Raw genomic sequence first — 24911 nt, forward strand, 5'->3', positions numbered from 1 at the left:
GATCCTTTACGTTCCAGAGTTCATAGATCAATGGCAGCTCAAGACAAATCGATCTATTATAGCTGCCAACTTCCCGACTTTAGCCCAAAACGTTGAACTCTATGAAAAACTACCCCCTCGCACCCAGACCAAGTCTACCCGTAGTTTTTCCGTATTTTTTTTGCAAGTTTCATATTCCTATGCACTACCACTTTGCGTATTATTCAAGAGATCCGAACCGGCGGACGATTAAAATATTACTTTTCTAAGGTAGCAAACGCCCCCCTCCTGGAAGACGTGCGGAAGCAACTATGAGATGCAAGCAATTTTAATCGCCTCCATAAAATACAACGTTCATGATATTAATCTTTTTTAATTATATAAAGACAAAATTTTCGGCACAGAATGCCGAACAGATCATTGTTCACTTTATTGCAATATTATATATGGCCAATTTAGGAGCGAAGGAACTGCTATGAACAAATCAAACACCCCAAAAAAACATGTATTTGATTTATATTTTATGCAAAACAACGCCGTCGCTATATGCTATGGCATATCTTCATTGATTGTTGCATTACTTTTTGTTGGTATTTTTTTAAAATGTATTATTGAAAAACAACTTGATGTCTCCGCAGCATATAGAGACACATCAAACATAGCAAGAGCTGTCGAGGAGCATGCAATTCGAACGTTCGAGCAAGCCAGCCTCTTGGCGATGTCTATTCGATTCCGCTACGAGCAAGAAGACACCCTAGACCTTAACTCTCTGGCAAAAGTCGACCCGCAGGCTATGAGCATCTTTCAACAGCTTGCCATCATCAATGAACACGGGATCGTCTCGGGAAGCAGCATTCCCGGATTTGCCCCTGTTGACTTATCAGAGCGTGAGCACTTCAAGGTCCACCTCCTTAATCCAGGCGCGGGTCTCTTTGTGAGCAAACCCGTACTGGGCAAGGTGTCCGGCAAGTGGTCTATCCAACTGACGACGCGCCTGACCAGAGCGGACAAATCATTCGCTGGGGTCGTAGTGGTTTCTCTCGACCCATTCTATCTTTCCTCTTTTTACAAAGACATAGACATTGGGCCGAATGGAAGGATTACTTTGATTGGCCAGGATGATGTTATCCGAGCACAGAAAAATATGAATGAATCAACATTTGGCGCCATAATAGACGACGAAATGGTCAGATACCTCAGGGATAATAATTGGGACCATGTCAATTTTGAAGCAAATGACACGAACAGTGGCATAAAAATGCTTTGTACATATAAGGCTGTTGAGGGATTTCCTCTTTCAGTTCTCATCAGCATCCCGGAAAATGACGCTCTTTCAGGATTTTATACACGGCGAGCTGGCTATATTGCGTTTGTCACCTGTCTTTCAATTCTCGTTTTTATCTTAGCAGCATGGATGTCTCGTGTTTTTAGGGCATTACGCGACAATTCTGACCGTCTTAGAATTGTATTTGACAACTCTCCTGTTGGAATTATGCACTTAGGATCAGATGGGACAGTGATTGATTGCAATGAAAAGTTTTCTCACCAAATGGGTGCTCCAATTTCTACAATTCTTGGATTCAATGCTGCCAATAAAAGCGGCGTTAACCTCCGCAGTTGCATTAATAATGCACTTTATGGGAATATAGAAATATATGAAGGCCCATACACTTCTACTGTAGGACACAAGGAAAGCTACTTCAGAATGATTTTTAATCCTGTCAGTTTGACAAATTCACCTAATGATGTCATCGTTACAAGTGAAGATATTTCCGAAAGGATACATGCTCAAGAAAACTTACGAGTTACAACCGAGCGATTACAGCTTGCAACTCAGTCTTCTGGCATAGGAATATGGGACTACAATATAGAAAATAATGTTTTAATTTGGGACGATATGATGTACAAAATTTACGGAATAAACAATACTTCAGCATCTTTGACCATTGAGGAGTGGCAGTCAAATGTTCATCCGGACGATCTTCAGTTTTGCATGTCATCCGTTGAACGGGCCATCCGCGGTGAAGAAGAGCTCTCCATTGATTTTCGTATTATTTGGAAAAGCGATAATTCAATTCATTATTTAAGGGCAAATGCTCTGGTTAATCGAAAAGAATCAGGCCTAGCGCATCGCATTATTGGTATTAATCTCGACATAACTGCAAGGAAGACCGCTGAACTAGCTCTTCAGGAAGCTTACGCTGAAACAGAAAAACAAGTTGCTAGCAGGACTCAAGAGCTTGCGCGCGCCAACGAATTGCTTCAAACAGAAATCATTGAGCGGAAGCAAGCCCACTGTGAGATCAACCAGATTCTGTCCTCAATCTCTGCGATTATTATCGGCGTAGACCAGCGCGGTATGGTGGTTCGCTGGAACGCCGCTGCCGAAAACATATTTGGCCTAACGCTCCAGGAGTCAATTGGAAAGCCCTTTCACTCGCTGCCCATTCCATGGGACTGGGAGGCTCTTATGAAGGGCGTAGCACTAACCCGAAGCGAGTTGAAGCCACAGCGTCTCTACAACCTTTGGTACGAACACGGTGAAGGGTATGACGGCTATTTTGTCATCACCATCGGACCGTTGTGGAATGAGAACGGGGGGGCAGACGGTATTCTTATCCTAGGTGACGACATTTCTGAGTTGAAATCCTTAGAGATTCAACTTGCTCAGGCCGCAAAGCTTGAGGCGATAGGCCAACTTGCCGCTGGTATTGCACACGAAATCAACACCCCCACCCAATACGTAGGCGATTCGGTGATGTTCCTTAAGGACGCCTATGCGGATCTTGGCCAATTGCTGACTCAGGTTGAAGAGTTGAGCCGCCTACCCTCGCCCTGCGGGGAGGAAGTCGCGGCATCACTCTCCTTAATGCTGGAAGAAATCGAGGTTGATTTTCTCAGAGAGGAAATTCCCAAGACCATATCACGCATCGACGAGGGAATTGGGCGCATCGCTGCTATCGTACTTGCTATGAAGCGTTTTTCCTACACCTCGGGGGACGAAAAAAAGGCCGTTGACATTCGAGAAGCCATCGAGAACACCCTAGTCATTTCGCGCAACGAATGGAAGTACGTAGCCGAAGCCACTACCGACTTCGATCCCGAATTGCCGCCCGTCATGTGCTTGGCCGGCGACATTAATCAGGTTTTCCTCAACATTATTGTTAATGCAGCTCACGCAATCGGCGACGTCGTTCGCGAGAGCAACAGTCTTGGGTGCATCGCCATCAGCACCAGAAAGGACGGTGATTTCGCCGTAATCATTATCAAGGACACTGGGACTGGCATTCCAAAGGAAGTAGGGAGCAAAGTTTTTAATCTTTTCTTCACCACCAAAGAAGTTGGCAAAGGCACAGGGCAGGGGTTGGCTATCGCTTACGACATCGTTGTAAACAAGCATAACGGTTCCATCACTTTCGAATCTGAGGCGGGCCAGGGGACCACATTCATTATCCGCCTGCCTCTCGCCGGATAACCCCACGGGCAACTACTATGAAACCGAAGATCCTATTTGTAGATGATGAGCAAAATATTCTGGACAGTCTGCGCCTGAGCATGCGGTGCATGCGCGTCAAATGGGACGTGTCCTTCGCCCTGGGAGCAAGGGCGGCTCTTGAACTGCTGGAACGACAACCCCATGAAGTGGTTATTAGCGACATGCGCATGCCTGGGATGGACGGGGCGCAGCTACTGCGGGAGGTGCAGCTGCGCTACCCGAAGAGCGTGCGCATTATTCTTTCCGGATATAGCGAAGAGGAAAGTGTGCTGAAGACCATCAAGTTGGCTCACCAGTACCTCAGCAAGCCTTGCCGGCCTGTTGATTTGATTGAGGCGGTTGAAAAAGCTTTAACCCTACGCGATGTACTCGAAAACCAACAGATTAAGGCACTTGTCTCCAGTTTGGACGCCTTGCCCAGCCTGCCTGAGGTGTATAAGCGACTGGTAGCTGCGTTGCAGGAGGAGCATTCGACACTAAAGCAGTTGGGCGATATTGTCGCCGAGGACGTAGCCATGTCGGCTTCTATTCTGCGCGTGGTTAATTCGGCCTTTTTTGGATTGCCAACGCGGATATCCAGCATTCAGCATGCGGTCAACCTCATTGGCGGACAAACATTACGAGTGCTTGTGCTCTCAAGTCATCTGTTTACGGTGCTTGAGGCAGCTTCCATGCCATCATTTTCCGTAAAAAAACTCTGGGAGCACAGCCAGCGGGTCGGGTGTTTTGCTAAGGTGATCGCCGAGACGGAAGGCCTATGCCGTGACGAGCAAGACAACGCATTTATCGCCGGTATGCTGCACGACGTGGGCAAACTCATCCTAGCGACGAACATGCCGGATCAATACCGAGTGGTCATCGCCAAAGTCCAGGCCGACGCCGTCTCTATCCATGCTGCGGAGGAGGAAGTGTTTGGCGCAAGCCATGCCAAAGTGGGAGCTTATCTGTTGGGTCTTTGGGGCTTTAGCCAGCGAGCCATGGGGGCTGTCTGCTGGCATCACACGCCGGAAAAGCAGATGTTCGAGCCGTGTTGCTCGGCGTTGACCGTTTATGCTGCTGACGGGCTGGACCACGAGCTGGTTCTTTTTAGCAACAATCATACAACTTGGCCCCTTTGTTTTCCGGGTGTGGAAACGATTCTGTGCCAGGAGCGATTGGCTCTGTGGCGCTGCTGTTGTTCCAAGGTTTTGGAGGCAGGAGGCTGCAGTTATGGATAAAGTGCTTTTTGTAGACGATGAGCGCCATATTCTGGACGCGTTTCGGAACAACCTGCGCAAGCGTTTTGCCGTGTCCACGGCACAAGGGCCGGAAGCAGGCCTGCAGGCCCTCGAAACTGAGGGCCCATTTGCAACAGTGGTATCCGATCTCAAGATGCCAGGCATGGACGGTGTGGCTTTCCTTTCCCGTGCCCGTGAGATATCGCCGGATACGACGCGCATTATGCTTACCGGCCATGCAGGCGTGGAGGCCTCCATTAATGCTGTCAACCAGGGGCAGGTGTTTCGTTTCCTCACCAAACCTTGTCCGATGCCAGACCTTCTCGCCGCCCTGGAAGCAGGGGTTCGGCAGTACCGGCTTATCACGGCGGAACGAGAACTTCTGCACGGCACCCTTCGTGGAACGATCAAGGTTCTCACTGAGGCGTTGGGTCTGGCCAATCCTGTGGCTTTCGGCAAATCGCAAAGAATAAAGGCACTCGTGGGCAGCTTGTCCAAGGTCATGACAATTAAATCCACGTTGGAACTAGAATTAGCCGCGATGCTATCCCATATAGGGTGTATGGGTTTACCGCAAAATATACTGGAAAAAGTTGAAACCGGGGATAAACTCACTTCACAGGAATTTTACCTTTATAGTGAACACCCTCGACTGGGAGCCATGCTTATCCAACACATTCCAAGACTTGGCGGTGTTGCTGAGATTATCGCTGCACAGCAAAATGATTATTCGCCTAAGATACCCCAGGGGGCGCGTGTGCTTCGGCTAGCCCTTGATTATGATGCATTGAAAAATAGGGGCAGCTCTCCAAACGAGATACTCTTTGTCCTTCGCGGCCGGAAAGGAGCCTACGACCCAGATATTCTTGACGCCATGGAGAAGGCTGCATGCTCAAGCGATGGGTATATAACAAGATGTATTTCAATGCGGCATTTCAAAAAAGGCATGGTCCTCGGTCAGCATGTAATGGCGGTTGGTAACATCATTTTATTGGCCAGTGGCACTGAACTAAACGATGCTAGCATCCTGCGCTTACAGGAAGTCTCCAAGAGCTTCAGCATTCATGAGCCGATCTGCGTGCTTATTCCCTTGGACGATAGCCAAGGTTCAGGTTTATTGTGAACAAGAAGACACTAATTTGCTTTCCGAAGGTCTTGTTTGTTGATGACGAGCTATCGGTGTTGGAGACGTTTAAGTCAATTTTTCGAAACCAATTTGAGGTGACGATCGCCCAGAGTGCCATGGAAGCCTTGGGTCTATTGAGGATGGGCCTACGATACGATGTCATCGTTTCGGACATCATGATGCCGGGGATGGACGGTGTGGAATTTCTCAGCAACGCCAAAATACTCGCACCATTATCGACTCGCATCGCGCTGACCGGCCATACAGATATGGACAAACTGGCTGACGTAGTCAATCGAGGCCATGTCTACAAATTCCTCATGAAGCCCTGTCGGGCGGACCGGTTGGCAGCGGCAATTCTGGAGGCTGTCAATTATGCTGCCCACTCCCGAGGTACGGATGCTGACTTTAGCCGAAACCTATTGGCGGCGCTCAACTTTCGCAATCTCGAAACAAGTATGCATGTTGAGCGCGTCGGGCGGGTCAGCGCCCTGCTGGCTCAGACTTTGGGCTGGAACGAGGATGGCTCGACCCTTTTGCGAATGGCTGCCCCGCTTCACGACATCGGTAAGATCGGCATCCCAGACGCCGTGTTGCTCAAACCTGAACAACTGTCGGACGAAGAATATGCCATCATGAAAGAGCACTCGCGTATTGGCGGAGAAATGCTCAGAAATTCTTCCACACCACTCTTAATCATGGCAAGAGAAATCGCTTTGTATCATCATGAGCGACCAGATGGAACAGGCTATCCACACGGTATCCTTGGCGAAAAAATTCCTCTGAGCGCTCGCATTGTATCTGTTGCTGACGTATATGATGCCATTGTAACACAACGTGTATATCGAAATGCCATGTCGCACGCCGAAGCATCAGCCCTTATAAAAAATGGCCGTGATACTGCTTTTGATTCAATGGTTGTTGACGCGTTTATCAGTGTCATGGAAAACCTAAAAACAATTTACAATCCGAATTGATCCCCCTCCCCTGCTCAGTGACGTCGATCAACACCCCGTCCTCGATGGCTTGCTTGCGCGTGTAGCTGAAGATGATGTTCCAGTCCTGGTCCATTTGGGTATCCTCCCTGTTGGAATCTTGAATAATTCCATAGGGGATAACCTGGGGCCGGAGGGGAGGTCACGAGAGACTCTAGGAAAAATTTGTCGCATCTACAATGTGGAAATGTATTAGTTCTTAAGTCTGTCAGAAACAAACCTACTTGTTTCAAACTTTTGCGAGCGAGTCATCAAGAAATACGACAAAGATCTTCCTATTTCAGTATAGTTGTTGCATGAAAAGTTTGCACAAACATAATCTAGCAAATCTAAATCCAATAACAGTTCTTGCAGTATATTTTCGTCGCCAATTAGCAAGCAGTAGTCATTGATATTTTGAGATGAGTGTCTAATTAAATTTAAAAAGTATAATGATAATGCGGCCTTTTTAAAATTTGGTATTGCATCGTCAGACCCAAGTATCTGCCTTGCAACAGACTCAATAATGGTTGTATGTCCAATTTTGTGCGCCTCGCTCATAGTTAGCTTTTTTTGGCCCAAAGCTAATATTAAACATGTTTTACAGTATTAGCATTTAAAGGTTTATCTAAATATTTTTTGTAATTTAGTTTGCGTTAATTTCAACTCCTAAGTTTTTTATATATGAAGTCAGGTGAATTCGGCACTGCTTATTGTTCAAACAATCTACAATTCTAAGCGGGCCGGTGCTTTCGATGTAGTCGTCAAGAGATATGTCGTAGGGCTGGCAGTGCCTATTGTTTTCATCAAGAATTATTCTTACTATTGGCTGCAATAGGCTTTTGTTTCCTTGAGAAATAACGATGCCTTTTTTATCATTGCTAAGAACTACTATAGAACCTATAGGATAAATGCCTATGAATTTAACAAATTTGTCAACCAATGATGGAGAGTAAGAGCTTTTTTTAGAATTAAATATAACAGAAACCGCTTTGTGTGAGTGTACGGCACTTTTATAGTATCTGTCTGAGCGTAAAGCATCATAAGAATCAACAATGCTTAATAAAGCTGCAGAGTGCGAAATCTCTGTTGAACTTAAACCATTGGGATATCCGAGTCCTCCGTATCGCTCGTGATGCTCTAGAACTGTACGGTTGATTTCATTTGAAGTAATACCACTGGCTGCAAGTAGCTCGCAACTGTATATAGGGTGATTTTTAATTTCTTTAAATTCACTTTCAGTGAGCTTGCCAGGTTTTTTAAGTATTTTTTCAGATATTTTTATTTTTCCGATGTCGTGATATAAGCCTGCCAATCCAAGGAGCATTAAGTTTTCACGTCCTAAAGACAAATGTTTTCCAAATATTGTAGCGTACAAAGATACATTTATACAATGAGTGTACGTGTACTCATCGTGGTTTCTGAGGTTCATTAAAAACAATGTCGCACCGTTTGTTTCGTCGTCATTGTCAATGATAGTATTAATAAATTCTTTGCTTGCTGAAATATCTATTTTTTCATTTTCTTTAATCTCTGTAAGAAATTTTTTACAGTATTCGATAAAGGCTGAGTAGTCAGAGTTTGATTTTGTGACGGAACTAATTATGTTATCAAAGTGTGATGATTTGGTGCCGTCGTAATATTTATAATCACCAAAAGTTTGAAACAGTCTTTCTACCTCAAATTTTTTTTGAGGATTTGCTTTAAAGAATGACCCTTTTTCAGTATCGATGAAAATATCACTAAACTTAGCGCATGTAATTTTTTTTAATTGATTATCATTTTTTATTTCTAAATCGGTTAAAAGTATCTCGGGATTAGATTTTATAGACAAGCCTGGATTTGTAATGTACATTCCAGTCTTTAAGCTTTTTAGACTGACCTTGACGATCATATAGTCCTCACATTTTTGGTAATTTTTCTATTAATGTTTTTGGCTTGAAAGCATTGTTCTGTGTGTTTTTTTAAATGATTTTTTGTAAAGTAGATTCGTCCGCTCGATATCAAGAGAAAGTTGTAGAGTTAGTTCTTTTATTTTGTCTGAATCCCATCTTTCATAAGACTTGACTAGGTCTAGCAATAAGTTTGCTGTGTGGTTATTCTCTAAAAGGGCGCTCTCGATTTGCTCTTCAAGGGCTAAGTATTTAAGTATTGTTTCCATGGAAAGGTTGAGTATTACAGTGACAAGTGAAAACATCCCATAAACAAATAAAGATTCTGGTTTGAACTTAAGAAAATTATTTTCTTCCGCAAGCATTTCTAAAAAACAGCCTCGATTAACTGCCATGAACGAAAGTTCTTCAGCTTTCATGGAAGGGTTCAAGTCGGACAAGATAATGGCTCTGAGCCACTGCACAAGTTGCCTTTTTCCCAATATTGTCACTGCTCTTTCTATGGAATTAATCCGGTTGCCAGGGTTTATGCCAGCCATATTGGCATATTTCATTAGTCGGTAGCTAATTGATGTGTCCGTTTTTATATTAGAAACTATTCTTGCTATATCAAAACTGTCAGAGCCAAGTTCTTTAAGAAGGTTTATCTTAGTAATGCTGTTTGAAGAGATTTTTCGACCAGTTATTGTTTCGGGTCGAGAAAAAAAATAGCCTTGGAATAAATTGAACCCCATTTTTTGTAAAGCTAAGTAGGTTTCACGGTCTTCAACTTTTTCGGCAAGAATATCAACGCTATATTTTTTTAAATTTTGAACGATTTTAGCTACTTTAGACATGTCGCTCAAGAGGAGAATGTCAATCTTCACTATTTTTACATAAGGCAAAAACGGTTCGAGTTCAACCTGTCCTGTAAAGTCATCGAGTGCAAAAGTGAATTTATGCTTTGCAAGTAATTGAATCGATTTCAATACATTTTCTGTGGCGCTTACATTTTCTAGTATTTCAATGATGCAGGTTTCTGGCGGAAGAGCAAATCCAGCCTCAGAAGCTAGTAATTCTTCTGGGAAATTAATTAGAAGTTTTTGAGATTTTTTTAATTCTTCACAAACTAATAGAAACCCATCTGAGATTACTTTGGCTGTAGCTAAGTTCCCATCTTTAATATCTGCACAGACAGCACCCCCAGATGAGCGATAAAGAAGTTCGTATCCCCAGATGTTTTCGTGAGTGTCGAATATTGGTTGTCGCCCGATGAATGTGCTTTCAAATGTTGAGCTCATTAAGAATTCCTGGCGTATTGTTGCTAGTTGGTTGAGATCGATTGATTTGTGTAGTTATGCCGACCACCTACTAGGGAGGCATATAATGTGCTAGATAGGACATCATCCTTTGTATTTTAAAATTTTTTTGAATATCTACTTTGCATTGCCTCCATATTACCAGTTGCCAGAGTTTTTTTGTTTACTTACCAGTGCCTGTCTCCAAATCATCGTAGTCAGATAAGGAATGATGCAAGGGTGAGCAAGGCCAGAAAGGTTCTGGCTAATTTAGATGTATGTAGCCTTTAAATTTTCAAAATTTTGCAGCAACGTCTGAATAGATATTAATCATCAAGTAATGCACTCAGTTCGTCAAGTAAATCTTGTTCCTCTAGTAGTTTTGTAAAGCTAAATTTTGTTACCAGTTGTTTGGCGAAGTTCTGGCTTAAAGCGTCTTTAATTAGATGACTATCTGCAGATAGAGCTATTGCGTCTAACCTTCTGAAGATTTCCGTTGTTTTTATTGTTAGTTCTATTCCGTCGATCTCAGGGCTCTGTATATGGAGAATTAATTCTTTAATGTCATAGTCTTTTAGGATTTCGATTACTTCATATGAACTGTGTTCTTTAGAAGACCGATGCCCTGTGTTTAGAATGGTTCTTTCAGTCGATGCTTGTTTTCCTAGACTGTCATTGTCAAATAAATTTATAACCATAAGTGTGCCTATCAATTGGCTGCGCCGTTATCTGTGTCGACATGTGTAACGAATTTACGGGAAGTTGTTATTAAGAAGTTTGAAAGTATTATCCCAAGTTTTTTGTAGTTTCTGAATAAAAAACAATCCAGTGCTTCATCAAGTAAATCGTGTTTTAACAGTAGTTCTTGGAAAACGTTTTCATCTCCAATCGTTTGATAGTAGTCACCCACTATAGCCCTGTTTGTTGTTATTATATTTATAAGGTATAGTGCAAGAACTGCTTTATTTACAGTGGGTACTGGTTGTTCTGTGCCTATTATGCTTCTACCGACGAAATCTACCACTGCAGAATTAATGCAATATAGGTTTGAGCTCATCTCTTCGCTTTGCGATTGCTTTTTGTGATGCTTGTGTTTATTTATTACTGCCTGGAGCTTGAATATCTCGTTACATTGAAGATTGCTGACTAAATTAGCTGTTACTTTTAATTCAATATTTAGTTCCTCATTAATTCCCCTAAATATTATGATGAATTGTTAGGATCAGCGTTTTCATTTTCTTCCATCACAGCATTTTGAGTCGTTTCAAGTGTTTTCGACCTGAAAAATTGTCCTATCTTCATGTCTTCATGTAAAACGTGGTTTATTAGCCAGTCTTTCAAGAATTCAATGACACTGTCTTCTGAAATGTATCCCTCTCTGTAGAGTAACTGCTGATAATCTTTGACACGTTTTCTTAGTCTTGCATGTTCCTGCGCATGCGCATTCGCAGCTGGGTACGATATTGCTTGTTGGTGCTTTTCTTCATTGCTAAAATGATATACTGTATAGGCGCGAAGCTCTTTGAATCCTTCAGTTATTGCTTTATTGTTTCTTTCGCCTTTAACACTGTAGGCCAGCTTGTTACATATAGCTATTAATTTCTTGTGCTCCTCATCAATGATTTCGACCCCAATGCTTAACGCTGGTGTCCATTCGATCTTAGCCATACGCTTTCACCTGCAGAATCTTAAGGCTTTGATGAATATAATAGTAGATAAATCCTGAGTTGGTCAACCTCTACTGTGACATAGTGTCTGCCGCGCTCCTCGGCGATCCCCTTAATCATCCCTCTACCACACCCGCAGTCGTCTGCGCATTATGTAATTCGACTCACCGCAGTATTATCTCGGTTCATTTCGTCCCGGCCCACCTTGCCCGCCACCCCTAACCACCGACATCTTCAAAATTTCAAAATTCAGCATCTACTTGCCAAATAGATATTATCATTCAGTAAGATACTCAATGGCATCTAGCAGATCTTGTTCGGCTACTGGCTTTTTAAAGCTAAAGTCTGCACCAAGCTGCTTTACATAGTCAAGATACGGAACGTCTTTGATCAAGTTCCCACCGCCAGATATTGCTATTATACCTGTCTCTTGGTTGAGCCTCCTGGCTATCATTATCAGTTCTATCCCGTCTATCTCAGGCATAAATATATCTGTTATTAATACATCGATGTCATTGTTTTTTAAAACTTCGATTGCATCATGCCCATTGTCTGCCTTGAACACACAATGACCATTCCCAAGAAGAGTTCTTCCAATAATTGCCAGTTGAACTTTACTGTCATCAGTGACTAAAATGTTTGCCATAAATTAACTTGCTAATTAATTACACTAATTGCTTGCGCAACATTTATATTGAATTTACGAGCTGCCTTTGCCATGAAGCTTGAAAGCACTGCACCAAGCTTTTTATATTCATGTGATGCAAAAAAACATAAACATTGTCAAGAAAATTACAATCTAACAATAATTCTTGAAGGATATACTCATCACCTATTGTTAGATAGTAATCATGGACTTAGCTGCTGTTAGTGATGACAATATTAATAAGATACAATGCGAGTACCGCTTTATTCACACAAGGCACAGGTTCTTCAGTGCCTAGTATGCTCCTGCCAATAAAATCTACTACTGTTGAATTGACTTCAAGAAGTGTTAAATTCATGGATAGCCTTTATCTAGGTTGAGCTTTTGAAAAGTTTGTTAAACCTATAGCTAGTCTAGAACAATTAGAGATGCTATCTAAGAAATATTTATTAGCCTAGCCAGCAAAGATACATTCCCCAAAAGTCGCCGACATGGCATCCATTACTTAACGACCAATAGCTTAGACTGTGCTTTTGCAGTAGATTTGGTCGCCTGATCTCCAGAATTTTGCATTTTAATTACGATATTGCGACGAATAGCGACTTGATGCGCAAGTTCAGAAACCGCCAGGGGAGACTGAACTCATAGCATCTGCTGTCTCAGAAGATATTTTGGCGACATTCTCTACTGAGCGATTGATTTCTTCAGAAGTAGCAGACTGCTGTTCGGATGCTGTCGCAATCGAGTTCTTTCATCGTTTGAATTTACAGCGAGGTAGTTAAAGCGAAAACACCAATAATGACGGAAAACACGATTAGGAGCCTTACGCCGATTCTCAAGTTGTTGAAGTTCATGTCTTCTCCAGAATTTTGGCAAGATGATTTCTAAATTACATCCGGTCTTCGATTTTAAATCTTAATTCCATATACCGATCTGGATAGATTAATGCAATAAAAATTTCACTGTTTACATTTTACCCATTCGAAATTCTTTATAAGACCAGTAAAGTCCTACTTGCGATGGTTTCAGAAAAGTTCTTCGACGTTCCCCTTAATCATCCCTCTACCACACCCGCAGACGTCTGCGCATTATGTAATTCGGCTCATCGCCGCATTATCTCGGTTCATTTCGTCCCGGCGGACACCTCGCCCGACTACCCAGCCTCCCAGATCTTCAAAATTTCAAAATTCAGCGTTTTCGATCTCAAAATACTGAAATATAGTATTATTTTTTTTGAAAATGCCTTCAAAATCGTTCAAAATATTTCAACATGCTGAAATAGCGTATGAATCTGTTCGTACAGCGAGCAACTCAAGAAAATGGGGGAAGGGGGGACTAGCTGACTATTCCCATCAGCCAACGGAGCCAACAGGCAGGGGCATCTGAATAACGAAAAAGGGGCCAGGACTTTGACGTCCTAACCCCTTGAAATCATTGGAGCCAGCATGGAGACTCGAACTCCAGACCTGCTGATTACGAATCAGCTGCTCTACCAACTGAGCTATGCTGGCGCATTGGAGTCGCTCCCTATACGCCCATGGCTGGCCTGCGTCAAGACTCTATGCCAGACTCTTTGTCCGACCCGCAGGTGCCACGCTCGGGGGCGTACCGGTTAACGATGGGCAGACGCCAGTCTTTGCCAAAGGCCCGGGAAGTGATTTTTGGCCCAGGCGGGCTTTGACGACGTTTGTATTCGTTGCGATCAACCAACCGCGTGACCCGGTCCACCACCGCCGGAGCCATCCCCTGCGCCACCATGGCTGTCGGCGACAAGCCAAGTTCCACATAGGCCCGCAGAACCGGGTCCAGGGCGTCGTACTCCGGCAGCGAATCCGAATCCTTCTGGTTGGGCCGCAGTTCCGCCGTGGGCGGTTTGACCAGCACCCGCTCGGGGATCAGATCCAGGCCGGCCTGCTCGTTGCGCCAGCGCGACAGAGCGTACACCAGGGTTTTGGGCACGTCTTTTATGACCGCATACCCGCCGGCCGTGTCGCCGTAGAGCGTGGAATAGCCAACGCCCACCTCGGACTTGTTGCCTGTGGTCAGGACCAGTCGGCCGAATTTGTTGGAAAGCGCCATAAGCAGCGTTCCACGGATGCGCGGTTGCAGATTTTCCTCGGTGACATCAAAGGGACGGTCGCCGAACAGGGGCGAAAGCGCTTCAAGGAAGGCCTGGAAAATGGGTTCGATGACCACGGTCCTGCATTCGATGCCCAGACGCGCCGCCAGGGCTTCGGCGTCCTCCAGGCTGTCGTCGGAGGAAAACCGGGTGGGCATGGCCACGCCGAGCACGTTTTCCGGTCCCAGGGCATCGGCGGCGATGACCGCGGTGATCGAGGAATCAATGCCGCCGGACAGGCCCAGAGCCACGCCCGTAAAGCCGGATTTGCGCACATAATCCCGGGTGGCCGTGACCAGGGCGCTATAGACTTCCGCCAACGGGTCCAGACACGAAGCCAGGGCCGGACCAGTTAGTGCCGGACGGGCTGCGGCAGGCAGGGCCGGCAGGATGATGCGGGTCGGGCAACTGGCCGGGGCCGGCTCCCATTTGCGGCAGCGCGGGTCAAGGAGGCGTTGCCGGGTGGGCTGCTCCGTGTCGAGATCGCAGACAACCATGTCATCCTCAAACTGCCGGCCTCGGGCGAGCAGCCCGCCGTCCGGGCCGAACAGCAGACTCTGGCCGTCAAAGACCAGTTCGTCCTGGCCGCCCACGAGGTTGACGTAGGCCACAAAGGCTCCATTATCCGCCGCCCGGGTGGCCAGCATGCGCTGGCGCGCGCTCCCTTTGTCCATGTGGTAGGGCGAGGCGGAAATATTGACCAGCAGCCGGGCACCACCATACTTGGCCTGTTCGGTGGGCGGGCCGTCGGGATACCAGATGTCCTCGCACACGCTCACTCCGAAGGCGAAGCCGGCCCGGTCGAACACGGTCGTGGCGCTGGCGGCGGCGAAATAGCGGTTTTCGTCAAACACGCCGTAATTGGGCAAAAACCGCTTGGCCGACACGCCGGCGATGCGGCCGTCGTGGGCGATGATGGCGGCATTGAACAGGTCGCCGTCCAGCCACGGACAGCCGAAGATGGCGGTCAGGCCCTGGCTGGCCCGGGCGATGTCCTGGGCGGCGTCCATGCAGGCGGCCACAAAATCGGGCTTTACGAGCAGATCTTCCGGCGGATAGCCGGAAACGACCATTTCCGGAAAGACGACGATATCGGCTCCGGCAACACGGGCTGTTTCCAGGCGGGCGAGGATTGTGGCGGCGTTGCCGCACACGTCGCCTACCGTCGGATTGATCTGGCACAGGGCCAGGCGCAACGCGGCCATTTCCGGCCTCCTTGTCAGGCAAGTTCCGGGAATCCTTAGCCCGTCTTGCCCCGGTCGGCAACCGTCACGAGCCCCCCTGGGCGCGAAGGGATCGCGCCCCACCATCGAGCCGGCCTTTGTAAAGTTGTACCGGCCTACCACTTGGTGCCGGTGCAATACTGTGTTACCAGGGAAGAAAAATAGGTTTGGGATTGGATAGGTGGTCGAGTGGCAACCCGACCCGATGGAGACACGCGTAACAACGGATGAGGATTTCGACGAAAACAACAGCGACAACCAGACGGGGGCAAGCATGCAGGCCGGGCGGACCCAGGTGGCAAGGGCGGCGTTGAGCCAGCGCGAGAAACAGGACGTGGCGGCCCTGTTTCAAAGCGGTCGGCTGGCGGAAATCGTGGAACGGGCCAACAGCCTGACAGCGCGCTACCCCACCGACGCCTACGGCTGGAGCGTGCTCAGTGCGGCGCTGCTCCACCAGGGACGCAACGATCAGGCCCTTGTCCCCCTGCGGCGCGCCCTGGATCTCTCCCCTGGCGATGCCGGTCTGCATGGCAATCTCGGCCTGGCTTTTTTGCATCTGGGACGCCTGGACGAGGCCATGGTGAGCCTGCAACGCGCCCTGGCCATCAATCCCGCCGCCACGTCTTCCCGCAACACCCTGGCCAACGCTCTGGCCGCCGCCGGCCGTTTGGAAGAAGCCGCCGACGCGTATCAGGCATCGCTTGCGGTGTCACCGGACCAGTCGCGAACACTGTACAACCTCGGCAACACCCTGCTTGCCCTGGGCCGGCCCGAGGAGGCGGTTGTCCGTTACCGGGCCGCCCTGGCCCTGACGCCGGACTATCCTTTTGCCCTGGTCAACTACGGTGTGGCTCTGGCCGCCCTGGAGCGCCCGGCCGAGGCCGAGGACTGCGCCCGGCGGGCGCTGCGCCTGGACCCGGCGCTGGGCGAAGCGCAGATTTTGCTGACCAATACCCTGCTCCTGCGCGGCTATACCGGGGCCGCCCTGGCCGTGGTGGAGGCCTCCCTGGACCTCGGGGAACGCCCGGAAATGCGCCGGCTGTTCGTGGCCTGTCTGCGGGGATTGCCCCTGCCGCCGGGCGGCTCGGTGCGGCGCGGGCGCATCCTGACCGCCCTGGCCGAACCCTGGGGCCGCAGCGCCGAGGTGGCGGCGGCCGTTGCGCCCATGCTTGAGGCCGATACCGTTATCGGCGGCTGCGTCCAGCGCACCCTGGCGGCCTGGCCCAAGCGCCTGGATGCCGCAACGCTCTACGGTCCCACAGGCTTTGCCGCCGTGACCGGGGATGCCCTGCTCCTGGCCCTGCTCGACGCCTCGCCCATCGCCGCCCCGGGTCTGGAGCGGTTTTTCACACTGGCCCGCAGTTGCCTGCTGGAGGCCGCCCTGGGCGTTACAACCGCTGCGCCTGACGCTGACGGCACGGAGCGGGAAACGGCTTATTACGCCGCCCTGGCCCGGCAATGCCGCATCAACGAATACGTGTTCGACCTCACGGCCGATGAGGCCGACAAAGCGGCCCGCCTCACAGCCCGACTGTCCCAGGCCCTGGCCCAGGACCAGCCTGTGCCGGCCGTGTGGGTGCTGGCCGTGGCCGCTTTTGGGCCGTTGCATGCCGTGCCCCAGGCCCAGCGGCTTTTAAAACGGGCCTGGCCGGAGCCGGTGGCTCTGGTGCTGACCCAGCAACTGTTGCGCCATGCCGAGGAGCAGCGGCTTCGCGGCCGCATTGTCCAACTGACCCCCATCGACGATGTCGTGTCGCGGCTGGTGCGGCGGCAATACGAGGAAAATCCCTATCCGCGCTGGGTGCGCCCGGCCCCGGTGGGCGAACCCGCCCCGCTCGCCGCCCAGCTGCGGGAACGCTTTCCCCGGGCGCACCTGGCCGGCCTGCCGGACAGTCCAAGGCTGGATGTGCTGATCGCCGGCTGCGGCACCGGGCAACATTCCCTGGAAACGGCCCGGGTTTTCCACGGGGCCAACGTCCTGGCCGTGGACCTGAGCCTGACCAGCCTGTGCTATGCCCGGCGAAAGACCCGGGAGCTGGGCGTGGCCAACATTGAATACGCCCAGGCCGATCTGCTGCGTCTGGGCGAGCTCGGGCGAAGCTTTGATCTGGTCGAATCGTCAGGGGTGCTCCATCATCTGGCCGATCCGGCGGCAGGCTGGCGTTCCCTTGTGCCGCTGGTGCGCCCGGGCGGAGTCATGCGCATTGGCCTCTACAGCCGTCTGGCCCGGCGCGGCATCACCAAGGTGCGGGACATGATCGCCGCCCGGGGACTTGACGGGTCGGCCGCAGCGATCCGGTCCTTTCGCCAGGAGCTGCTTGATATGCCCTGGGAGCCGAGTTGGGGCCGGTATCTGCTGGGAGACTTTTTCAGCGTCAGCGGCTGCCGCGATCTGCTGTTTCATGTCCAGGAGCACTGCCTGAGCCTGCTTGAGATCAAGGCCTTTTGCCTGGAAAACGGCTTGGCCGTTCTTGGCGTGGAAGTGGACCCGCCGGTGCTGGCTGCTTACCGGACGCGTTTTCCGAACGATGCTGCGGCCACGAACCTGTCCAACTGGCACGCCTTCGAGGAAGACAACCCGGATACGTTTATCGCGATGTACCAGTTCTGGGTGCAAAAGACCGGCTAGCGCCGCGTTGCCCAATCACCTGCCAGATGCCCCTGCGTTTGGAAAAGGCTTCGCCGCAACGCTTTGGAAAACCGACGGAAACAGTCTGACATTAATAAAAGCACATTATTTCAAATAATTGGACAACAACCCAAAGGCTTGACGCCGCCCCGGCTTTGGACTAGCTGTCCCACTCTGGAGCCTGTACCGGTCACAACCGTGCCCTACGCGATCCTGCCGCTTCGGGCCGGCCGCACCCGTCGGGCAAACCGCGCTCCTGGTTCGTGTTGCGCTCGTCCCCTCCAGCTTGGTTTGCCAGGCAGCAGCGCTTTGAACGTATTATTTTTATTCACAGAAAAGCAGCCTTGTTTTTTGTGAAAACGACAGCAGGCCCACGGCCAACCGCGCCACGCAGCAAGCCTTATATGCCGCACAGCTTTTCTGAAATCTCGCTTATCTATGTCTCCTTCTCCGTGCTCGTCCTCTACGCCCCGGCTGTGCTGTGCGCCCTGGGACTGGCCTATTTCCTGTACCGCCGCCACTCCCGGCTTGAGCGTCGCCAGCAACAGCATCAACGCATCCGCCACGCCATCGCGGACAAGGGCCTTGGCAAACGCAAACGGATGCTCTTGGCCGTGCAGCGCCGCAATATCCGGGAACTGGCCAAGCTGGTGCGCTGCCAGCTCAAAGAACACGAACGCAACCTCACCCCCTACCAGCACCAACGCGCCTCGTCCTTTATCGAACGGGCCGTCACCACCGTAGACTTCGAGCGCCTTTACACGCTACACGCCCTTTTTGCCGCTAACGCCGAAAAGCAGGTTTCCCCGGCTGTGGAAGCCTTTTTCGAGCACACGAGGTAAGCATGTCCCTGCCTGAAAATATTGGAAAATTCGTATCCAGACTGATCAATACCGTCAAAAGCGAATCTGCCGACTGGCAAAAGGCGCACCAGTCCGACCTGGGCCGGCTCAAGGAAGAAAAGGTGCTGGCCGAGGCGGAACTCAAACAGCGTCTGGAACTTATGGAGATCCGGTTTGCCCAGGAATGCAAGCGGGCCCGTCTGGAAGAAGAACGGCAGACAGAGCATTTCAGCGAATTTCTGGCCAGTATTGACGAAATGAAGGCCAGCATGCTCGAATACTACGGCTCCATGCCAAAGCCCATAGCGCTTATGATCCACCACCAGGCCGCCGAACTGCTCAGGGAAGCCTGGCACAATCCCGACGCCCGGGAACGCCTGCAAAAGCAGACGCGCTTTACCAGCCTCATGCTCACCATCACCGAAGACCTCTCGGAACTCGGTCGTGACGGCGGCCCCAAAGCTCTACCGGAAAAGACCATCGCCTTTATCCAGAACAAGCTGGAATAGCGACCGCCCGCCCACCGGGACAGCCACGGCCCGGCGGGCGGCACCCCGGCCGCACGCCGAGGGGGCAGCGCTTTGGCCGCTGGCCGCGCTCCCCCCCCAGGTTGCAGCCCCCCTGCCCTTACCCGTCCAGACTGCCGAGCTGGCGGATCAATCCGGTCAACGCCCCGGTCTGGTCGGAGAGATTCTCGAAATGCCGCGAGGCATCGGAGGCTCGATCAGCGTTGTCCCGGGCAATGGTGCTGACCTGCTCCACGCTGTCCATAATGGCCTGGGCCGAGACGGCCTGCTGATCGGCCGCAGCGGCAATAGCCCCGACCTGGGCAGCGGCCTGTTCGGCCACGCCAAGGATCTGGCGCAGTTTGTCGCCGGAGGTTTCAGCCAATCCGGCCACGGCGTCCACGGCAGACAGGGTCTTGTCCACGCTGTCGAGGTTGTCCCGGGTCATGGCCTGGATGGCCTGGATGCTTTGTCCCACCTCGCCGGTTGCGGCCATGGTCTTTTCCGCCAGCTTGCGCACCTCGTCGGCCACCACGGCAAACCCGCGTCCGGCGTCGCCGGCCCGGGCCGCTTCGATGGCGGCATTGAGCGCCAGCAGGTTGGTCTGGTCGGCGATATCGGAAATGACCTGGATGACCGCGCCAATGCCCTCGGACTGGGTTCCCAAACGTCCCATGTTGCTTTTAAGCGCATCGGCCATGGCTTTGAGGTCGTCGGTGGCCGCCATGGTGCGCTTGACGATGGTTGCGCCTTCGGTGGCGGTTTCCCGGGTCAGCCCGGTTGATTTCGAGGCTTCGGCGGCATTTTGAGCCACTTCGCCCACGGCGTCGCGCATGTGGGCCATGGCTTGGCCCGTGCTTTCCAGACGCTGCTGCTGGCTGGTCGCCCCGTGTCGGATGTCCTGGCCGATGGCGGTGAGATCGCGGGTGGCCGTGCCAAGATGCCCGACCACGCCGGTGAGCCCCTGCACCGTGGCCAGCATGGCGGCATTGGCGGATTCGGCTTGCAACATGGCCTGCCGGGCCGCTTCGGCGGCCTCTTCGGAACGCCGGGCCTGGCGATTGGCCTCGTTTTCCTTTTCGGTCAGCGCGGCGAGATTGGCCGCCAGGGACACGGCCATGGCTTCCAGGGCCTGCTGCAACTGGCTGGCCTCGTCACGGCCGGTGGCGTCGAGATGGACGTCGAGGTCGCCGGCGGCAATGCGCCGGGCCGCGTCGGTGGTTTCACGGATGGGGCGCACGATGCCCCGCGAGGTGACAAGGCTCATGGGCAAAAGGACGAGCAGAAACATGACGGCGAAGACGACCGAATCGATCAGCGTGGCGCGGTTGGCCGTGGCGCGCATCCGCCCGGCAATGCTCGCAGCGGTCTCGTCAACATTGTCGACGTACACCCCGGTGCCGATCCAATAGGCTGTCCCGGGGATGGCAACGGCGTAGCCGATCTTGGGCATGTCGCCCTTGCCGGGCTTGGCCCAGGTGAAATTGACGAAGCCGCCGCCCGAGGCGGCCGCTTTGGCCAGTTCGCGCACCGAATGGACGCCGTCAGGCCCTTTGAGGCCGTCGAGATCCTTGCCGTGCAGGGCCGGATTGACGGCGTGGGCTACGCTGGTGGTGCCGGAATAGATAAAGAAATAGCCTGAACGGTCGGTTTCAAAAATGGCTCCTTTGATGGCCTCGCGCAAAAACGCCACCCGGGCCGGCTCATCAGGCACCTGGGCCAGGGCCGTGGCCAGGGCGGCCGCCAGGACATCGGTGGCCACTTTTATTTTGGCCCGCTCGCCAGCCAGCAAAGCCTTTTGGGCTTCGCCTGCGCCGGCATCGGCCAGGGTGTAGGAGGAATAGGTGCCCACGCCGAAAATGACGGCAGCGGACAGGGCGGAAACGAAAAAAAGCAACAGGAGACGGGAGGCAATAGGGAGATTTTTCAAGACACAAACTCCTTGTCTTGGGAAAAAGCGCCCTTGGCCTGTCCCCGCAGCAACACGGCCGGAGGGTGGCAGGGAGGGGATTACAGGGTTGCGCCGCCGGCCAGGGCAATGAGATAGACGGCCGTCGCCACGCCGACAAACTGGAGTGCCCGGCTGACAAAGGCGCGGCGCTTGGCAAGCATGAACTCCACCATACCGATTCGTTCGTCAGGACGTTCGCGAATATGGGGCAGCCGGTCGATGTAGTGGTCCATATAGGCTGGCTCGGAAAGCAAAAGCAGATAGATCCGGTTGCGGCAATACAGTCGAAAAAACAAGGCGACGACCAGAAAATAGGCGAGAAAGAGTGCGATTGCATATGTCAGGCTCAGCATGGATACCTTCCTTTGCGGCCAGACCAATGCGGCGGCCGTCCTGGTCGTCTTCCCACACTTCCCCCGTAAATTCAAGCCATCGCGCCGGCCGCATCGCCCTGGCGGCAGGCGATGGGCCTTGCGCCAACCCCACAAGCTTCCTACACTCCGGCCGTGGCTTTGTGTCAAAAAACGGACAGTTCTGTGCACCCAGCGCCCGACCAGACCGTGCCCCGCAGCGTGCCGCCGTTGTTGCCCTGGCAGCCGTGTTTTTTGGCCTATGCCGCCGGCATACTGGCTGGGACCGCGTTTGTGCCGGCGCTTTTCGCCTTGGCCTTGCTGCTCTGTTTCCCGCGTCCCCTGCCCGGCAGCCCGCGCCTGACCACTTTTCTCCTTGCCTTCGGCCTGGGCCTTGGCGCGGGATACTGGGCCATGCCCGCCCTGCCCCAGGCTTCGCCGGCCTGTGTCACCAAAGCCGAACCGGTCACAGCCGTCGGCGTCGTGACCGAGGTCGATCCCAGGCCCGAAAACCGGCTGGCAGTTATCCTCAAAGACGTGCGCCTGACGGAGCGCGACGCAACCCAGGCCGCCTTGCCCGGCCGGCTGGCCGCCACCATCGACCACCCGGGCTTTGAGCCAACTCCCGGCGACGTCCTGGCCATCACCGGCCGGGTGCGCACAACCGCCGGCTTTTCCAACCCCGGGACCACCGATTTTGCTTTTTTGCGCCGCCTGGACGGCGTCTTTTTCCGCACCTATGCCCGAGGCGACCGCGATCAGGTCAAACGGCTGTCCCAAAGCGACAATGGGCCGGCCTTGTGGCGACAAGCGCTACGCCAGCACGTGGCCCAGGCCCTGGCCACGCCGCCGGACGGGCCAGCCATGGACGCCGCCGCCAGGGCCGGTCGGGCCATGGTGCCGGCGCTGCTGTTTGACGACAAATCCGGCTTCACCGAAGACGACCTCGATCTGGTGCGCCGGGCCTCCCTGGCCCATACCCTGGCCCTGTCCGGCATGAACGTGGCCTACGTCGTCACCCTGGCCACCGCACTCATCCTTGTGGCCGGCAAAATCAGGCCGGGCCTCTACCTGCGCCTGCCCCGCCCCCGGCTCATCGTCCTTGCCGCCGCGCCCCTGGTCGTTGCCTACTGCTGGATCGGCGGGGCCTCGCCGTCGCTGCTGCGAGCGGCCCTCATGTTCGCCGCCTTTGGCCTCATGCTGCTCCTTGGCCGCGACAAGGCCCTGTTCGACGGCCTGTTCCTGGCCCTGGCCGCCTTCCTTGTCGTCTCGCCCCTGGCTGTCTACAGCGCCAGCCTGCAACTCTCGGCCCTGGCCGTGGCCGGCATGGCCCTGTTCTGGCAGCTGTTTCGCAGGCTCGCGGGCCGCATCCCCGGCTCGGGCCTGCCCCGCACCGCACTCCTGTGGACCCTTGGCATCCTGTGGACCAGCGTGAGCGCCGAAGTCGCCGTGCTGCCGCTTTTGGCCCGGATCTTTGGCGAGTTGGCGTTTAATCCCTGGATCAATCTGCTGTGGCTGCCGGTCCTTGGCGGCGTGGTCATGCCGCTGGTCCTTTGCGGCGCAGCTATCGTGGCCATTCCCGGCCTCGCTCAGGCCGGCGGGCTGCTTCTCACCCTGGCCGCCGAGTGCTGCGCCTGGCTCATGCGCGCCCTGGCCTTTTTCGACGCCCAGGGCCTGCTTGTTTCCCAGGCCGTTCTTCGCCCGCAATGGCCGGCCCTTTTGGGGTGCTACGGGCTGCTGGCCGCCCTGGCGTTTCCTGCGGCCGGCCGGGCCAAACCCCGCGCCGCCATCCTGGCCAGTCTGGCCCTGCTCCTGATCCCGGCCACGTGGCAAGCCGTCCAGGACAGCCGGCAAAACGTCAGCCTCACCGTCCTGGACGTGGGCCAGGGCCAGTCCGTCGTGGTCACCATCCCCGGCGGCAAGCGCCTGCTCATCGACGCCGGAGGACTCTTTGGCAATTTCGACGTGGGCCGGGCCGTGGTCGGAGCCTTCCTCACCGACGGCCGCCGGCCGCGCATCGAAATGGCCCTGGCCAGCCACCCCCACAGTGACCACATCAAAGGCTTCGTCTCCCTGCTCTCCCGCTTCGAAATCGGGGCCTTTTACGATAACGGCGGCAGACCCGAAGCCTCCCTCGCCGCCCCCATCGAGGCCGCCCTGGCCCGGCGCAACATTCCCCGTAAAGCCCTGGCCGCCGGCGACAACCTGGACCTCGGCCAAGGCCTTGCCCTCGAAGTGCTCCACCCCGGCCCCGACGACGACCTTTCGACCAACAACGGCTCGCTCATCCTGCGCCTGACCCAAAACGGCCACGGGCTGGCCCTTTTTCCCGGCGACGCCCAAACCGCCGTGCTGCGCAAACTCGCCCAAAAAGGCCACGATCTGCGCGCCGACGTGCTCGTCCTGCCACACCACGGCTCATCCTCCAGCCTGGCCAACGCTTCTACGCCGCCGTCGCCCCCCAGGTCGCCATCGCCAGCGCCGGCGACTCGGGACACTACCCGTCCGGCAAAGTGTTGGATTCCCTGGCCCGGCTGGCCTGCCCAACCTACGCCACCAACCACAACGGCGCCGTCACGGTCCGCTTTGACGATGCAGGGACGATGGTCGGCGTGGAGACGCAGCGAAGCGAATAATGCGGCGAAGAACTGGGGCGCTGCCCCAGACCCCGCCAAGAGAGGCTCTGCCTCTCCTGGACCTCTCCGCCGGGGGGCGACGGCCCCCCGGACCCCCGGTTAGGGGCGCATGGGGTGGACGGAATAAGGGGCTGAGGCGGACGCGGGAGTGTGGGAAGACTGTTGGCGCGGGAGCGCGGGAGCGCTTGGCGGCTGCGCCGCGTGGGTGGCTGCAATTCGGGCCGCCGACACTCCCCGCGAAGCGCGGGGAGCACGGCGGCCCCAATTGCAGCCACCCGGTTCGCCCGTAAAGGCAAAAAAACGAGCTAGTTCTGCCAAAGCCCCAATGTCTTTTCGATTAGGCTCCAAATCTTGTCGCTCAGACTCCAACAAAATGCGGCC

The 24911-nt window shown here is 53.0% G+C and carries 16 protein-coding genes and 1 tRNA gene; 8 read left to right on the forward strand and 9 right to left on the reverse strand.

The features are described from left to right. Positions 1–454 precede the first annotated feature (454 nt). The 4 genes from GTA51_RS13080 to GTA51_RS13095 are packed head-to-tail and all read left to right on the forward strand — an operon-like array spanning position 455 to position 6795. Positions 455–3454 (forward strand): PAS domain S-box protein, encoded by a 3000-nt coding sequence (locus GTA51_RS13080; protein ID WP_160961739.1) that lies wholly within the window; start codon positions 455–457, stop codon positions 3452–3454. A gap of 17 nt (positions 3455–3471) precedes the next feature. Next, entirely contained in the window at positions 3472–4692 is a 1221-nt protein-coding gene (locus GTA51_RS13085) for a response regulator (RefSeq protein ID WP_160961741.1), read from the forward strand. After that, complete coding sequence (locus GTA51_RS13090) at positions 4685–5815, forward strand: HD domain-containing phosphohydrolase (protein WP_160961743.1); 1131 nt, start codon at positions 4685–4687, stop codon at positions 5813–5815. The genes GTA51_RS13085 and GTA51_RS13090 overlap by 8 nt, the downstream gene beginning before the upstream one ends. Further along, positions 5812–6795 carry an HD domain-containing phosphohydrolase gene (locus tag GTA51_RS13095; RefSeq protein ID WP_160961745.1) on the forward strand — a complete coding sequence of 328 codons (984 nt, stop codon included), beginning with the start codon at positions 5812–5814 and terminating at the stop codon, positions 6793–6795. The genes GTA51_RS13090 and GTA51_RS13095 overlap by 4 nt, the downstream gene beginning before the upstream one ends. Before the next feature lie 643 nt (positions 6796–7438). Here GTA51_RS13095 and GTA51_RS13100 read toward each other — a convergent pair. The 7 genes from GTA51_RS13100 to GTA51_RS13130 all read right to left on the reverse strand — a co-directional run bounded on the left by GTA51_RS13100 (position 7439) and on the right by GTA51_RS13130 (position 15598). Continuing rightward, on the reverse strand, positions 7439–8686 hold the full coding sequence (locus GTA51_RS13100) for an HD-GYP domain-containing protein (RefSeq protein WP_160961747.1): 1248 nt from the start codon (positions 8684–8686) through the stop codon (positions 7439–7441). A gap of 30 nt (positions 8687–8716) precedes the next feature. Next, positions 8717–9964 carry an EAL and HDOD domain-containing protein gene (locus GTA51_RS13105; protein ID WP_160961749.1) on the reverse strand — a complete coding sequence of 416 codons (1248 nt, stop codon included), beginning with the start codon at positions 9962–9964 and terminating at the stop codon, positions 8717–8719. A 323-nt stretch (positions 9965–10287) separates the two neighbouring features. Then, on the reverse strand, positions 10288–10659 hold the full coding sequence (locus GTA51_RS13110; RefSeq protein WP_160961751.1) for a hypothetical protein: 372 nt from the start codon (positions 10657–10659) through the stop codon (positions 10288–10290). Positions 10660–11164: 505 nt separating this feature from the next. Then, entirely contained in the window at positions 11165–11629 is a 465-nt protein-coding gene (locus tag GTA51_RS13115) for a bacteriohemerythrin (RefSeq protein ID WP_160961752.1), read from the reverse strand. Positions 11630–11905: 276 nt separating this feature from the next. Next, positions 11906–12274 carry a response regulator gene (locus GTA51_RS13120; protein ID WP_160961754.1) on the reverse strand — a complete coding sequence of 123 codons (369 nt, stop codon included), beginning with the start codon at positions 12272–12274 and terminating at the stop codon, positions 11906–11908. A 1435-nt stretch (positions 12275–13709) separates the two neighbouring features. Next, positions 13710–13785 (reverse strand) — tRNA-Thr (locus tag GTA51_RS13125). A gap of 40 nt (positions 13786–13825) precedes the next feature. Then, positions 13826–15598, reverse strand: a complete 1773-nt coding sequence (locus GTA51_RS13130) for an NAD+ synthase (RefSeq protein ID WP_160961756.1) — start codon at positions 15596–15598, stop codon at positions 13826–13828. Positions 15599–15821: 223 nt separating this feature from the next. On the opposite strand from GTA51_RS13130, the gene GTA51_RS13135 reads away from it, so the two are divergent. The 3 genes from GTA51_RS13135 to GTA51_RS13145 all read left to right on the forward strand — a co-directional run bounded on the left by GTA51_RS13135 (position 15822) and on the right by GTA51_RS13145 (position 19596). After that, a complete protein-coding gene (locus tag GTA51_RS13135) occupies positions 15822–18245 on the forward strand; it encodes a tetratricopeptide repeat protein (protein ID WP_246198128.1) in 2424 nt (807 codons plus the stop codon). A gap of 404 nt (positions 18246–18649) precedes the next feature. Next, the gene (locus GTA51_RS13140) at positions 18650–19087 is read left to right on the forward strand and encodes a hypothetical protein (RefSeq protein ID WP_160961758.1); all 438 of its coding nucleotides are present in this window, start codon (positions 18650–18652) and stop codon (positions 19085–19087) included. A 2-nt stretch (positions 19088–19089) separates the two neighbouring features. Further along, positions 19090–19596 carry a hypothetical protein gene (locus tag GTA51_RS13145; protein WP_160961760.1) on the forward strand — a complete coding sequence of 169 codons (507 nt, stop codon included), beginning with the start codon at positions 19090–19092 and terminating at the stop codon, positions 19594–19596. A 118-nt stretch (positions 19597–19714) separates the two neighbouring features. On the opposite strand, the gene GTA51_RS13150 is transcribed toward GTA51_RS13145, so the two are convergent. Continuing rightward, positions 19715–21523 carry a methyl-accepting chemotaxis protein gene (locus tag GTA51_RS13150; RefSeq protein ID WP_160961762.1) on the reverse strand — a complete coding sequence of 603 codons (1809 nt, stop codon included), beginning with the start codon at positions 21521–21523 and terminating at the stop codon, positions 19715–19717. Between the two features lie 80 nt (positions 21524–21603). After that, positions 21604–21897, reverse strand: coding sequence for a hypothetical protein (locus GTA51_RS13155; RefSeq protein ID WP_160961764.1), 294 nt, complete (start codon positions 21895–21897; stop codon positions 21604–21606). Between the two features lie 183 nt (positions 21898–22080). Here GTA51_RS13155 and GTA51_RS13160 point away from each other — a divergent pair, with 183 nt between their 5' ends. Continuing rightward, the gene (locus GTA51_RS13160) at positions 22081–24633 is read left to right on the forward strand and encodes a ComEC/Rec2 family competence protein (RefSeq protein WP_343039513.1); all 2553 of its coding nucleotides are present in this window, start codon (positions 22081–22083) and stop codon (positions 24631–24633) included. Positions 24634–24911 lie beyond the last annotated feature (278 nt).

Origin of the sequence: Solidesulfovibrio aerotolerans (assembly GCF_009856865.1) — a bacterium.
GTDB lineage: Bacteria > Desulfobacterota > Desulfovibrionia > Desulfovibrionales > Desulfovibrionaceae > Solidesulfovibrio > Solidesulfovibrio aerotolerans.